General features: G+C 68.1%; 15 protein-coding genes. 8 read left to right on the plus strand and 7 right to left on the minus strand.

The window, feature by feature from the left end; genetic code table 11:
* The first annotated feature begins 6 nt into the window (after nucleotides 1-6).
* Both HS104_30480 and HS104_30485 read left to right on the plus strand, forming a co-directional pair.
* A complete protein-coding gene (locus HS104_30480; protein MBE7484283.1) occupies nucleotides 7-846 on the plus strand; it encodes a formylglycine-generating enzyme family protein in 840 nt (279 codons plus the stop codon).
* Nucleotides 843-1,511 carry an SCO family protein gene (locus HS104_30485; GenBank protein MBE7484284.1) on the plus strand — a complete coding sequence of 223 codons (669 nt, stop codon included), beginning with the start codon at nucleotides 843-845 and terminating at the stop codon, nucleotides 1,509-1,511. The genes HS104_30480 and HS104_30485 overlap by 4 nt, the downstream gene beginning before the upstream one ends.
* A 125-nt stretch (nucleotides 1,512-1,636) precedes the next feature.
* On the opposite strand, the gene HS104_30490 is transcribed toward HS104_30485, so the two are convergent.
* Genes HS104_30490 through HS104_30500 form a run of 3 tightly spaced genes read right to left on the minus strand, consistent with a single transcriptional unit; the run spans nucleotide 1,637 to nucleotide 4,454 of the window.
* Nucleotides 1,637-3,226 (minus strand): FMN-binding glutamate synthase family protein, encoded by a 1,590-nt coding sequence (locus tag HS104_30490; protein ID MBE7484285.1) that lies wholly within the window; start codon nucleotides 3,224-3,226, stop codon nucleotides 1,637-1,639.
* A 17-nt stretch (nucleotides 3,227-3,243) separates the two neighbouring features.
* On the minus strand, nucleotides 3,244-3,654 hold the full coding sequence (locus HS104_30495; protein MBE7484286.1) for a GreA/GreB family elongation factor: 411 nt from the start codon (nucleotides 3,652-3,654) through the stop codon (nucleotides 3,244-3,246).
* Between the two features lie 20 nt (nucleotides 3,655-3,674).
* Complete coding sequence (locus tag HS104_30500) at nucleotides 3,675-4,454, minus strand: hypothetical protein (protein ID MBE7484287.1); 780 nt, start codon at nucleotides 4,452-4,454, stop codon at nucleotides 3,675-3,677.
* 304 nt (nucleotides 4,455-4,758) lie between these two features.
* Here HS104_30500 and HS104_30505 point away from each other — a divergent pair, with 304 nt between their 5' ends.
* Together HS104_30505 and HS104_30510 are read left to right on the plus strand one after the other, a co-directional pair.
* Nucleotides 4,759-5,892, plus strand: coding sequence for a sensor histidine kinase (locus tag HS104_30505; GenBank protein MBE7484288.1), 1,134 nt, complete (start codon nucleotides 4,759-4,761; stop codon nucleotides 5,890-5,892).
* Nucleotides 5,889-6,554: a response regulator transcription factor gene (locus HS104_30510; GenBank protein MBE7484289.1), complete on the plus strand. Its 666-nt coding sequence runs from the start codon at nucleotides 5,889-5,891 to the stop codon at nucleotides 6,552-6,554. Before HS104_30505 ends, HS104_30510 begins: the two co-directional genes overlap by 4 nt.
* A gap of 268 nt (nucleotides 6,555-6,822) precedes the next feature.
* Here the strand turns inward: HS104_30510 and HS104_30515 are convergent, their stop codons facing one another.
* Together HS104_30515 and HS104_30520 are read right to left on the minus strand one after the other, a co-directional pair.
* On the minus strand, nucleotides 6,823-7,365 hold the full coding sequence (locus HS104_30515) for a transposase (GenBank protein MBE7484290.1): 543 nt from the start codon (nucleotides 7,363-7,365) through the stop codon (nucleotides 6,823-6,825).
* A 165-nt stretch (nucleotides 7,366-7,530) separates the two neighbouring features.
* Complete coding sequence (locus tag HS104_30520) at nucleotides 7,531-8,298, minus strand: transposase zinc-binding domain-containing protein (protein ID MBE7484291.1); 768 nt, start codon at nucleotides 8,296-8,298, stop codon at nucleotides 7,531-7,533.
* Nucleotides 8,299-8,517: 219 nt separating this feature from the next.
* Here HS104_30520 and HS104_30525 point away from each other — a divergent pair, with 219 nt between their 5' ends.
* Nucleotides 8,518-8,916: a gamma-glutamylcyclotransferase gene (locus tag HS104_30525; protein MBE7484292.1), complete on the plus strand. Its 399-nt coding sequence runs from the start codon at nucleotides 8,518-8,520 to the stop codon at nucleotides 8,914-8,916.
* Nucleotides 8,917-8,924: 8 nt separating this feature from the next.
* The gene (locus tag HS104_30530; GenBank protein MBE7484293.1) at nucleotides 8,925-9,155 is read left to right on the plus strand and encodes a hypothetical protein; all 231 of its coding nucleotides are present in this window, start codon (nucleotides 8,925-8,927) and stop codon (nucleotides 9,153-9,155) included.
* Between the two features lie 13 nt (nucleotides 9,156-9,168).
* Here the strand turns inward: HS104_30530 and HS104_30535 are convergent, their stop codons facing one another.
* Nucleotides 9,169-9,762 (minus strand): TetR/AcrR family transcriptional regulator, encoded by a 594-nt coding sequence (locus tag HS104_30535; protein ID MBE7484294.1) that lies wholly within the window; start codon nucleotides 9,760-9,762, stop codon nucleotides 9,169-9,171.
* 155 nt (nucleotides 9,763-9,917) lie between these two features.
* Here HS104_30535 and HS104_30540 point away from each other — a divergent pair, with 155 nt between their 5' ends.
* Together HS104_30540 and HS104_30545 are read left to right on the plus strand one after the other, a co-directional pair.
* Nucleotides 9,918-10,232 carry a hypothetical protein gene (locus HS104_30540; protein MBE7484295.1) on the plus strand — a complete coding sequence of 105 codons (315 nt, stop codon included), beginning with the start codon at nucleotides 9,918-9,920 and terminating at the stop codon, nucleotides 10,230-10,232.
* Between the two features lie 354 nt (nucleotides 10,233-10,586).
* On the plus strand, nucleotides 10,587-10,886 hold the full coding sequence (locus HS104_30545; protein ID MBE7484296.1) for a hypothetical protein: 300 nt from the start codon (nucleotides 10,587-10,589) through the stop codon (nucleotides 10,884-10,886).
* Here HS104_30545 and HS104_30550 read toward each other — a convergent pair.
* Nucleotides 10,867-11,744, minus strand: an 878-nt coding sequence (locus HS104_30550; GenBank protein MBE7484297.1) for a radical SAM protein, incomplete at its 5' end; no start/stop codon positions are given. The genes HS104_30545 and HS104_30550 overlap by 20 nt on opposite strands.

The following is an 11,744-nucleotide window of genomic DNA, read 5'->3' on the forward strand; positions in this document are numbered from 1 at the left end:
GCGTTCATGTCCGTCTCTTTCGCCGGCCTGCTCCTCTCGACGCTTTCGCTCTGGGTCGCGACCGAGCCTGACGCCGTTCGGCAAGCCGCCGATCGCTGGCTTGCGCCCGATGCGGTCGCTCCCGCGATCGAGTGGGTCCGAGTGCCGCGTGGGACCTACCGGCCGCTGTTCGCCCCGAGCCCCGAAGAGACCGAGATGGTCATCGGCGAGCTACTCGTGGCCAAGACGCCGACCACGAACGCCGACTTCCTCCGGTTCGTGCGCCGGCATCCGGAGTGGCGCCGTGACCGCGTCTCGCGCCTGTTCGCCGACGACGGCTATCTCGGGCACTGGAAGGCGGAGACGGAGCTCGAGCCCCGCGCTCGGAAGCAACCGGTGACGAACGTGAGCTGGTTCGCCGCGCGGGCATACTGCGCTGCAGAGGGAGCCCGACTGCCGACCGACGCCGAGTGGGCGCGGGTCGCGGCCGCGAGCCCGAGCCGTTCCGACGGGCGTGAGGACCCGAAGTGGTCGAAGGCGATCCTCGACTGGTACGCGAAGCCGTCGCGTGGGCCCGAGCGAGACGTCGGCGCCGGCGCTCCGAACTTCTGGGGCATCTCCGACCTGCACGGCCTCGTGTGGGAGTGGGTGCTCGACTTCAACTCCACGCTCGTCACGAGCGACAGCCGCAACACGCAGAGCAACTACAAGACGAGCTTCTGTGGAGCGGGCGCGCTCGCCGCCCGCGATCCCGAGGACTACGCGAGCTTCATGCGCACCGCGTTCCTGAGCTCGCTCGGAGCTCGGAACGTCGCTCGCCACCTCGGGTTCCGCTGCGTGCGGGACACTGAAAAGGAAGCATCATGAACGCGAAGACCGCCCTGCTGCTCGTCGCTCTGTCACTGACCGGCTGCGGCCAGAAGCCCGGCTCCCCGCCGAGCCCCGAGAGCACGAGCGTCGCCACCATCCCGGGGCACGAGACGCTGCCGGCCGGCGCGGCCGCCTCCGGGGCGAGCCTCTACGAGCTCGAGCTCGCGCTGACCGACCAGGACGGCCGCCGCATCGGCCTGGACCACTTTGCGGGCCAGCCCGTGATCGTGAGCATGTTCCATGGAAGCTGCCCCTACGCTTGCCCCATGCTCATCAGCGACATCAAGCGCGTGATGGCGGCGCTGGATCCCGAGACGCGCAGGGCCACGCGCGTACTCTTGGTGAGCTTCGATCCCGAGCGCGACACGCCCGCCGCCCTCGATGAGCTCGCCAAACGCCACGAGTTGGACGAGCGAGCCTGGCGCTTGACCCGCGCGTCCTCGGAGGACGTGCGCCAGCTCGCCGCGGTGCTCGGCATTCGCTACCGGAAGCTCGAAAACGGCGCGTTCAATCACTCCACGGTGCTCACCGTGTTGAGCCCCGACGGCGTAGCGCGCTTCCGCCAGGACGGGCTGGGAGATCCGCCCGAAGCGACGGCCCGTGCCGTGAAGGCCGCGCTGGAGCGCGACGGCCGGCCGAGGCTTGGACTTCTCGACCGTTAGCTCCTCAGAGCGGCGCGCCGAAGCTCTGCACCCAGAGGTGGCCGGCGGCGGTGGCTTGCCTGAAGCAACGAACAGGCTGGCCCTCGGCACTCGGCCGGACGAGGCTCGGAGCGCCGCGCTCCCGCTCAGGACGGAGGCTGGGAAGCACTGCTTCGGAGCAGCGCGTGCTGGCCCGGACGCGCATCGGCGTAGGATCCGTCTCTCGACCCGCGCTCGTGCTCGTCGGGGTAGAGCTCCGCGAGGCTCGCGATGTGCATCATCGAGACGCGGCGCAGGATGTGACCGCGACGGAGCTCGCTCGGGTCGCTCAGGCCCACGGCGCCGAGCAGCGAGTGGAAGCTCGCGATCGTCGCCTCGTGATAGCGCTTCACGCGGACGGACTTGTCGCCCACGTCGAGCGCGCGAGTGAGCGCGGGATCTTGGGTCGCGATTCCGACCGGACAGTCATTGGTGTTGCAGCGCAAGGCCTGGATACAACCCAGCGCGAGCATCATGCCACGTCCCGAGAAGCAGCCGTCGGCTCCCAGCGCGATCGCACGCAGCAGGTCGAAGCCGGTCAATATGCGTCCAGATGCGAAGACCTTGGTCATGTCCCGGAGACCTGCTCGCCGCAAGGTGTCGACGACGAGCACCAAGCCGTGCTCGAGCGGTGCGCCGACGTGATTGGTGAACTCTTGGGGCGCCGCGCCGGTTCCCCCTTCGGCACCGTCCACGACTATGTAGTCGAGCGTGATTCCGGTCTTGATCATGGCCTCGATCAGCTCGACCACGTCGCGCTCGGCTCCGACGCAGAGCTTCACGCCGACCGGCTTGCGGCCAGAGAGGTCGCGCAGCTGCGCGATGAAATGGAGCAAAGCGACAGGAGAGTCGATGCCCGGGTGGCGCGAAGGCGACATGACTCGCTCTCCCTGACGCACGCCGCGGATCGTGGCGATCTCGGCGCTGACCTTGCTTGCGGGGAGCACGCCGCCGTAGCCGGGCTTGCCGCCCTGAGAGAGCTTCAGCTCGATCATCTTGATGTTCGGGTGCTGCGCCACGTCGCGAAATTTCTCCGGGTCGAAGCGACCCTCGCGGTCTCGGCAGCCGAAGTACGCCGTCCCGAGCTGCCAGATCAGGTCGCCGCCCCCGGCCAGATGGTGCGGGCTCACCCCGCCCTCCCCGGTGTTGTGGGCGAAGCCGCCCAGGCGAGCACCGCGGCTGAGCGCACGGATCGCCGTGTCGCCCAGCGCTCCGTAGCTCATCGCCGCGATGTTCAGCCGCGAGCACGCGTACGGCTGCGCGGAGGTGGCTTCGCCGACCACCACCCGCGCCTCCTCGGTGCGCGCCGGCCGGGGGTACATCGCGTGCGCCGCCCATTCCACGCCGACCGCCGCCAAATTGCGCTTGGTGCCGAAGGGCACCGTCTCCGGATCGCCCTTGGCACGGCGGTAGACCAGAGATCGCACCTCCCTGTCGAGCGGCACGCCATCGATGTCGCTCTCGCCGAAGTACTGCCGGATCTCGGGGCGCACGCGCTCGAGGACATAACGGAAGTGCCCGACCAAGGGGTAGTTCCGCAAGAGGGCGTGGCGGCGTTGGATGATGTCGTGGGCGCCCACGAACAGAACAGGGAGGCCCAGAAGCCAGACCGCGAGCGGAACGCCACTCGCCGGCGGCGTCGCTGCCAGCACGAGTGAGAGCCCGAGCAACAGGCCCAAGTACGCGAGGCGAAACACGGTACGCTCCTCTGTGATCAGTAGCCGAGGCCGCCAGCGCGGGACTCGGGCATGCGAGTGACGGACTCGACGACTATCGCCTCCAGAAACGGCATGCCGCCGCTATCGCAGACCTCCCCCTCGGGGTGACCCAAGACGCATGCGCCGAGCGGCGAAAGCACGGAGATGCGCCCCCCTTCCGGGACGGCTTCGTCGGGATAGACCAGGCGAAGGACACGAGGTCGCGATTGTGAAGGTCGTCGCACGGCGACGATGGAGTCCATCGTCACGATGTGGGCGGCTTCATCGAGAGACTCGACGAGATCGGCTCGTGAGAGCTTGTCGTCGAGCAAGCGGATGACGGCGTTTTCAGCGTTGGTGCGGCCGGACAGCAGTGCTCCGAGCCGTTCGCTGTCGCGCCGAAGCAGCACGATGCGTTTGAGCGTCATGACTGGTCCTGAATCGCGGCTCACGCCGCATCCGTGCTTCTGGTCGGCTCGGGGCCCACGAGGCCGCTCGAGATGCGGTTCAACGCGCCGGAGAGCTCCCTCATGTCGCGGAACTGCCACTCCCGCTGCCAGACGCGGTGCGTCGTGTGTTTCCCCTTGTCCTCGAGGAGCTCGGCACCGAGCAGCCAGGGCGTCAGGTGGAGCTGGTAGCGGCACGAGCTCGCATTCGAGGGAAGGAGCGAATCTCGCGCGAGCTGCTCCAGAGCGAGCGCAGCAGGCAGCCCGCTGGAAGCGCTCATGTGCCACTCGGGGTTGGGCGTGCCCTCGCTCGGCTCGCCTTCGAACCAGTCGAGCTTGACGAGGACGGCGGAGCCGTCGTTCCAGATCGGCAGCACGCTGTGGGACTGGACGATCTTGCCGTCCACGACCCCGCGCACGCTCGTGGCGAGCGCGACGATTGGCGTCATGGCCAGGACGTCGTCGGGCTTGCCGCCAGGGAGCATTTGGTAGGATTGCTGGCTCGCGATGTCCTGCCCCTCATAGACAGGGAACTTGATCGTGTCCGGATAGCCCACGTCGGCCGCTTCCCGCAGCTTCGAACGGAAGGGGCCCACGACGAAGCTCTTGACCCTGTTCGCTGGTATCTCGACGTGAACGGGCGAGCTCGCGTGGACCGGGAACTCGCAGGCGACGAGCTCCACGAGCTCCGTGTGGATCACCACGTCGCCGGACCTGATGAAGACGCAGGTAGAGCGGCCGCCACTCTTGCTGACCTTCGCTTGAAATGGGCTCGTGCTCATGCTGTTCGACCTCCGATGGGGGTTTCTCGGAAACTGCTCAGTGCGTGTGGGCGCTCGAGCTGGAGCGTCCACCCATCGAGCTCCAGCGTAGGTTCGGCGAAGAAGTCCGGATATCGGGCACACGCGGATTCTGAGGGGCGCGCAGCGGCGAAGATGGGTTCCTCACAGGCGTGCAGCGGTGGGGCTTTCTCCCTAGCCGGCCCTCCACCGTCTCGCGCCCGCTCTCGGGTAACGCCCTAGGGAAAATGCGCGCGGCTCTTCGGCCATGGCGCGTGCGCTCGAGGAGAGCTAGGAGCGAACGGTGATGACGCCATCGCAAGCACCGATAAGTGGCGAGACGGAGCTCAGCGCGCGGTCCGACGCGCTGGCGGAGCGGGTCAAGGAGCTTCAGTGTCTGCACTCCATCTCGAGCCTGCTTAGGGGGAGACACGAGCTCGGTGACATCCTCCAGAAGATCGTGGACGTGCTGCCATCGGCCTGGCAGCACCCAGAGCTCGCGCGGGCCGCGATCACCCTGAAGAGCCGCCGGTATCAGACGCGGCGCTTCCGCGAGCTCGGCTGGCGCCGGGAGGTCCCGATCATCGCTGATGCAGAGCCGGTCGGGGCGCTCGAGATCGGGTACACGGACCGCTTCCCCGACGGAAGGGAGCCAGAGTTCCTGCCAGAGGAGGACATCCTGCTGTCCACGGTGGCCGAGCGGCTGGCCGAGATCGTCTCCCTGAAGGAGGCCCAGAACCGACTCGCGTCGTATCAGGAGCACCTTCGCTCCCTGGCGTCCGAGCTTACGCTCGCCGAGGAACGCGAGCGGCGGAGCCTCGCCATCTGTCTTCACGATCGGATCGGACAGGGCCTCGCCGTCGCGAGACTGAAGCTCGAAGCGCTGAAGCATGTCCTTCCGGCTGAGCACCATGGACGGCTCGACGACGTCTCGAGCCTCATCAAGCAGATAGTCAACGACACACGAGCACTGACCTTCGAGATCAGCCCGCCCATTCTCTACGAGCTCGGGCTCGAGCAGGCGGTCAGCTGGCTCGGCGAGCACATGAATCGACAGTTCGGCCTCGCCGTGGAGGTACGGGCGGATCCCGAGCTCGTCGAGCTCACCGAAGGCGCGAGCGTGATGTTGTTCCGCTCCATTCAGGAGCTCTTGACCAACACCGTGAAGCACGCGGAAGCCTCTCGGGCGTCTGTGCGAATGATGAACGACGCCGGCGAGCTCCGAGTCGAGGTGGAGGACGACGGCATCGGCTTCGACGCGACCTCCCGGGGCTGCGTCCCGTCCACCACCGGCGGATTCGGGCTCTTCAGCATCCGCGAGCGCATGGGTCACATGGGCGGTCGGGTGGAGGTCGATTCCAGCCCCGGAAGGGGCGCTCGCATCCAAATCTGGGTTCCCGGAGCCGACGACGAGCAGGATAGGCAGAGGAGCCGCGCGTGAAGATCCTCCTTGCGGACAACCACAAGCTCTTCGTCGAAGGGTTACGAACGATGTTGGCGAACCTGCCGGGAGCTCAGGTCGTCGGCGACGCGAGCAACGGTCGAATGGCCGTGCGTCTCGCCCGTGAGCTCTCGCCGGACCTCGTGATCATGGACATCGGCATGCCGGAGCTGAACGGCATCGACGCTACGCGACAGATCCGCGCGGAGCTTCCGAACACGAGGGTGCTCGCGGTCTCGATGCACTGCGATCGCCAGTACGTGGCCGGCATGCTCGCCGCCGGCGCGTCCGGCTACGTGGTAAAGGAGAGCGCCTTCTCCGAGCTCGCCCAGGCCATCGAGATCGTGATGCGCGGAGGCCGCTACCTCAGCCCAGACATCATCGGCGTCGTCCTCGACGACTACGTGCAGCGCCTCGCGCCACCGGAGGGGTCGGCGCTCGCCAAGCTCTCCGATCGCGAGCGGGAAGTATTGCAGCTGATCGCGGAGGGGCACCCTACCGCCCAGATCGCGTCGCGGCTGCACGTCAGCCGCAAGACGGTCGAGACCCACCGCAAGAACATCATGCTCAAGCTGGAGCTGCGCAGCGTCGCGGATCTGACCAAGCTAGCGGTGCGCGAGGGCCTCACATCGCTCGACCTTGGTACGAAGCCGGGCAAGTGAGCGCGTACCGCCGCGTGACTGGTTGTTCGTGGTCGAATTGCTCTGCGTGGTGCCATCGGCCATCGAACGGCAAGCGGGTAATCCCGGCGCGTAGGAGTTTCCATCTGTCAAAACCCACCGAGTCCAAGATACGCGGCGGCGGAGCTCGGGTCGAGTGCTGCCCGCGAACCCTCGCGCGGCGGGCGTCCGACGCAGCTCGGCAGAGATTCTCCGCGTCGCCGGCTGCGCAGGGCACAGCTCCGCCTTCGGCGAGGCGCTCACCGACGTCTCACTCCTTCCCGAACCCCAACATCAACTGCTCGGGCACGCTAACGCCGACACGGGTCGCAGGCGGGGCCCTCGGGCCGAGGCCATGCTCCGCGAGCAGGCGGGTGATCTGGGCGCGGGTGTTGGCGACCTCGGCCCAGCGCATGGGCCCTGAGCAGCGCGGGCGGGTCTCCACGTCGGCGGCGAAGACGTGAGCGAGCCAGGCCCACCGCTTTCGGGGTGCGGGCGCGTCGTCCGTGTCGCCGATCAGCTCGAGCTGATCGCCGCGAGCAGGCGGGGCTTGTTCGCGGTCGCGTCGTCGAGCGCGGGCGTGGGCACGACGGACGCCGGCGCGAGGGTGGCTCGAGAAGTACGCCGAAGTACCGGGCAAGTGGAATCGCGGCGGGGGCACAGCAGCGACAGGCCGCGGGATGAGGTCAGCTGGCTCGAACACGAGCGCTCGCGTGCCGTCGCGCCACACCTTCTTGAACGTCAGCTCGAGCTTGCCGTCCGCGCGGCGCTCGAGGCGGTCCTGCGCGACGAGGGGGCGCGTGATGTACTGCAGAGCCGCTCCACGCGACGGCGGTCCCGCCGTCCGACCTGCACGGCGTGGATGTTGATACCGCGCACCTCTGCGATGGGCTGGTCGGTCGCATCGACGGCGCGGGGGCGCGCAGGTGGGTCAGGCGGGCGATGAGGCGAAGCGGCGGCTGGCCAGCGCGGTCGCCGCTCACGGAAGGCCCTGCGCGGCGGCGGCGGCGTAGCAGGCGGCCAGGCCAGGCTCGTCGAGGGGCGAGCTCTGGTGGCGTGTCCTCGACGAGCTCGGGGGGTCGAGGCTCTTGCCGTGCGCTCGGAGGAGCTTCTCGACGCGAGCGGCGGTGCGCGCAGCCACCTCGGCGATGTCGGTTCGCGTGGGCGTGTCGAGCTCGCGAAACTCGAGCAGCGAGCGCGGGTCGTCGTTCTCGTGAACGTAAACGCCGTCGAGCACCAGCGAGTGGAAGTGGACGTTCAGGCGCAGCGCGCTGTCCGTCCTCTGCACCGCGGCCACGCCGCCCGTGTGCGCGTCTGCGACGCTCGCTGGCCCGGCTGGCGCTTCGCTCGCCAGCGCGGTGGGCGGTCCACCTCTGCCATGAACGCGCTCACCACCTCGGCGCAGAGCTTCCGGTCGTAGCCGAGCAAGGCTCCGCAGTCCCCAGGGCGGTGAGCAGATCAATGGCGAATGGGCACGCGCGGCAGGACGCTCTGCTCCAGAGTGGACGGCGGTGTCCGCCATCCGCCGACCGAGGCAGGAGGGGCAGAATCCGCGCTGTTTGCAGGAGAAGGCGACGAGCTCGGAGTAGCCGCACTCGCGACAGACCAGATGCAGACACCCGTGCTCGAGACGCCCGCAGCGAAGGTACTCCTCGAACTCCTTCACCACGAAGCGCGGCAGTCCGCCGTGCTCCTCCGCGCGCTCGAGGAACGCCGGCCAGTGCTCCGCCACCGTCTGGTAGAGCACGGTCCTCTCCGGCCGGTGGCGGAAGCGCGAGCGCTCGGGCTGTGCGAGCGCATGTGCAGGGTGGCCCACGCCACTGCCGCCTCAGCGAGCGGCGTGCCAGCCAGGTGAACCCAAAACCCCGCTGTTTCGCTCGCTCAGCTACTTCACCGTGCTCTGGCACGCGTACGCGCGCCTGGGCTTCGACGTCGAGCCCCTGGCTCGCGCAGCGGGGGTGTCGCCGTGAGCGCGCCCCGGAGCCAGCGTCGCGTACCCACGCGCGTCTTCGTCTACGGCACGCTCCTCGCCGGTGAGCCGAACCACCGCGTCCTGGCTGGAGCGCGACTTGTCGCGAACGCGCGCACGGAGCCCGCGTTCGAGCTGCGGGACCTCGGACCGTTTCCGGGTCTCGTGAGCGGCGGCGCGCACGCGGTAGCCGGCGAGGTGTATGAGGTCGACGAGGCGACGCTCGCCGCGCTTGACCGGCTCGAAGGGCATCCGCGCTTCTACCGTCGCACGCGCATCGCGCTCGACGACGGGTCGCTCGTCCAGACCTACCTCCTCCCGCCCGAGCAGGTCGAGGGTCGTCCCGTCATCGCCTCGGGCAACTGGCGCTCGCGCCGAAAGGAGACCGCAGCATGAAGATCGTGATGAGAGACGGGCGCGTGTTCCAAGGCACCGCGCTGCAGATCGTGAAGGCCATGCAGGACATCGCGTTCGGCGTCGAGGACTTCACCGTGCCGAAGTACATCGAGTGGGTCGTCGCCAACGCGCGCAAGTTCGAGGAGGTCGAGCTCGACGTGAAGGGCGAGACCGACGAGGAGCTTGCCGCGTCGCTCGTCGCCGAGATGCTCCGCACCGGCCTCACGGCGAAGGGGTAGTCGACGCTCAGCGTCAGACGCCCGCCCGGACGGAAGCGCGGCGGCGATTCGTGCTGGACTTTGTCATGCGACCTCGCGCGAGGGTTCCAGCGCGGGCGCCAGCAATAGCCGTCTGCACTGCGATGGCGAGCCAGTCCTCGTTCAGTTGGCGAGATGGCGTGCGAGAGTCGACGATCGCGCGCACGACATCCAGGAGGAGCTGCGCATCGGTGTTTGGCGGCAGCTCACCGCGATGAATCGCGCGTGTGACCATCGTTATCCACTCGCCACGGCGTTCGTCTACCGCGGTTCCAATGAGCGACTCGACCTCGGGATTGTGGCGCTCGGTGAGCAGTCGCGCCCAAGCTCGGCCTTCTACCTTTCGACCGATGGCGCGTCGCCGCTTGAATGCCTCGAGGAGATCAGCCTCGAGCTGCCCCGTGTCCGGAAGCGAGCTGTCTCGAAGAGGTATCCGCATTCGCTCCACGAGAGCGGCGACCAGCGCCGCACGATTCGGCCAGCGTCGATAGATCGTCGTCTTGTTGACGGCGGCCCTGGATGCGATCGCTTCCATGCGAAAGTCGGCGTAGCCCGAGTGGGAGAGCTCGACGAGCGCAGCATCGAGCACGCGTCGAACCACCTGCTCGCTACGCCCCCCGAGGAGCCCTTGAGTACGGCGGGACGTTCCGGCTGCGTGATGCATAGGTCTCAACCGTAACATTGCGCCGTTCGAGATGGCAACGCGCCGTTGCCATCTCGGTGCAGTCGCTGTACTCTCGCCGCATGCTCTGGCACAACGTCGCTTGCTTCTTCGGAGGCGTGTTTCTCGCCAACTTCGCCCCGCACTTCGTCGCCGGAGTATCGGGCCGCCCATTTCCAAGCCCCTTCGCGACGCCGCCGTTTCGAGGGCTCTCGTCACCAGTCGTGAACGTCCTCTGGGGGCTCTTCAACCTCGCAGTGGCGTACGGCCTGCTCGTGCTCGTCGGGAGTGTGGAGCCCAAGAACCTGTCCCAGGTCTCCATCGCGGCTGCGGGCTTCGGCCTCGCGTCGCTGGGGATTGCCCGCTCGATGGGCAGACTTCAGCGCGGTTCGACGTAGCCGCCTCCCGTCACGCCTTTGCCACCGCCGAGGACGCGGAGAAGCGCCGCGCCCAGCTCGAGGCGATGAAGCCCGGCTCGCGTTACCCGGTGGTCGCGTTCTGACGCGCGCCACGCGCGCCGACCTTGGCCCACGTGGCCGTGTCACGCAGCCCGGCGTCGTGCCCCGCGCGAAGGGCCACGGGCGCGCCCGGGCGCAACGTCGTCGCGGCCCATCGCCGTGTAGGCGACCGGCCTCTAACTGCCTGAAAGAACATCAAGAATCGACATCCGCCGGCCTTGCTAGGGGTCGAAACGGAGGCCTGTATGTCCTCACGCGACGGGCACTTCGCACGACGCGCCACGGAGGACGACGATGAGCACGACGACAAAGAACACGCAGACGACGAAGACGGTGAGCCAGGGCGAGAGCCGCTACGGAACGCCCGAGCCGCAGATCGCGCTCCGCTTCCCCAAGGGCACCAGCTACCGCGTCGTGAAGGCCGCGCTCCACAGGCTCGCCGCCGACGTCGAGCTGGCCACGCCCGCGAGCGAGCGCTGGTGTGTGAACACAGAGGACTTCAACGAGAGTGGGCGCGTCTACCTCGAACTCGCCGACGCGACGCCCGCCGAGGCCGCGCGCGGGATGGCGATGCTCACGAAGCTGGCGGGGTGATCGCGCCGACGACACCCAGGTGCAGGCGTCGACGTTCACGATCCCACTCGTAAACACCTCCGCGCGCCACGAGCTTGTCGTTGTCGAAGCCCACGGAGCCCAGCGCGTCGATGGCTCCCGCGTCGAGGATCGACTGTCCGATGCGGTGGACGCCGCCGGTGTTGCCGAAGAAGCGGCCCATCGGGTCGATCATCGCGTAGGAGTCCGTCATCGCGTCGTTGTTCTCCGCGATCACCGGGATGCCGACGCCGACGAGGCGGCGGTGCCGAGCGACGAAGTCCTGAAACTCGCGCGCGCCGACGAGCAGGTCGTCGACGGTGCTCTCGTTCTGCCCCTCGACACGGAGGACCTGGAACACCTTCCAGCGCTCCGGCTGAACCGCGCGAACGAGCGCGCTCATGTCCTCTCGCACGTTGTGCCGAGTAACGACGGTGTTGAGCTTCACGGCTGCGCCGTTGGCGCGCGCTTGCTCTGCGTGAGCGACGACCTGCGCGGTGTATCCCGGTCCACCGCGGCCGACGAGAGAGTTGCCTTCATCCGTAGCGGAGTCGACGGAGAGCCCGACCCAGTCCAGCACCGCGCCCGCAGGTGACGCAAGGAGACGAGCGAACCGCGCCCCGTTGCTCACGATGCTCGTCGTGAAGCCCAGCTCCTTGGCGGCCAGCACGAGCCGGTCGATGTCGGGATGAAGGGTAGGCTCGCCGCCGACGAGGTTCATCTTCTCGCCTCCACCGTCGCGCACGCGGCGCATGACCTCGATGGCGTCGGAGGTCGAGAGCCGCTTCGGCGTCTCGGGGAACCCGGCGAAGCAGTAGCGGCAGTGGGCGTTGCACGCGCGCAGGAGATGGAAGTTGATCG

This window comes from Polyangiaceae bacterium, assembly GCA_015075635.1.
Taxonomy (GTDB): Bacteria; Myxococcota_A; Polyangia; order Polyangiales; family Polyangiaceae; genus JADJKB01.

What these genes read in the sequence shown, in the direction of transcription:
- HS104_30485 (MBE7484284.1), top strand. Translation starts at nt 843, where the DNA reads ATGAACGCGAAGACCGCCCTGCTGCTCGTCGCTCTGTCACTGACCGGC.
- HS104_30480 (MBE7484283.1), top strand. Translation starts at nt 7, where the DNA reads ATGTCCGTCTCTTTCGCCGGCCTGCTCCTCTCGACGCTTTCGCTCTGG.
- HS104_30495 (MBE7484286.1), bottom strand. Translation starts at nt 3,654, where the DNA reads ATGACGCTCAAACGCATCGTGCTGCTTCGGCGCGACAGCGAACGGCTC.
- HS104_30545 (MBE7484296.1), top strand. Translation starts at nt 10,587, where the DNA reads ATGAGCACGACGACAAAGAACACGCAGACGACGAAGACGGTGAGCCAG.
- HS104_30505 (MBE7484288.1), top strand. Translation starts at nt 4,759, where the DNA reads ATGACGCCATCGCAAGCACCGATAAGTGGCGAGACGGAGCTCAGCGCG.
- HS104_30530 (MBE7484293.1), top strand. Translation starts at nt 8,925, where the DNA reads ATGAGAGACGGGCGCGTGTTCCAAGGCACCGCGCTGCAGATCGTGAAG.
- HS104_30500 (MBE7484287.1), bottom strand. Translation starts at nt 4,454, where the DNA reads ATGAGCACGAGCCCATTTCAAGCGAAGGTCAGCAAGAGTGGCGGCCGC.
- HS104_30540 (MBE7484295.1), top strand. Translation starts at nt 9,918, where the DNA reads ATGCTCTGGCACAACGTCGCTTGCTTCTTCGGAGGCGTGTTTCTCGCC.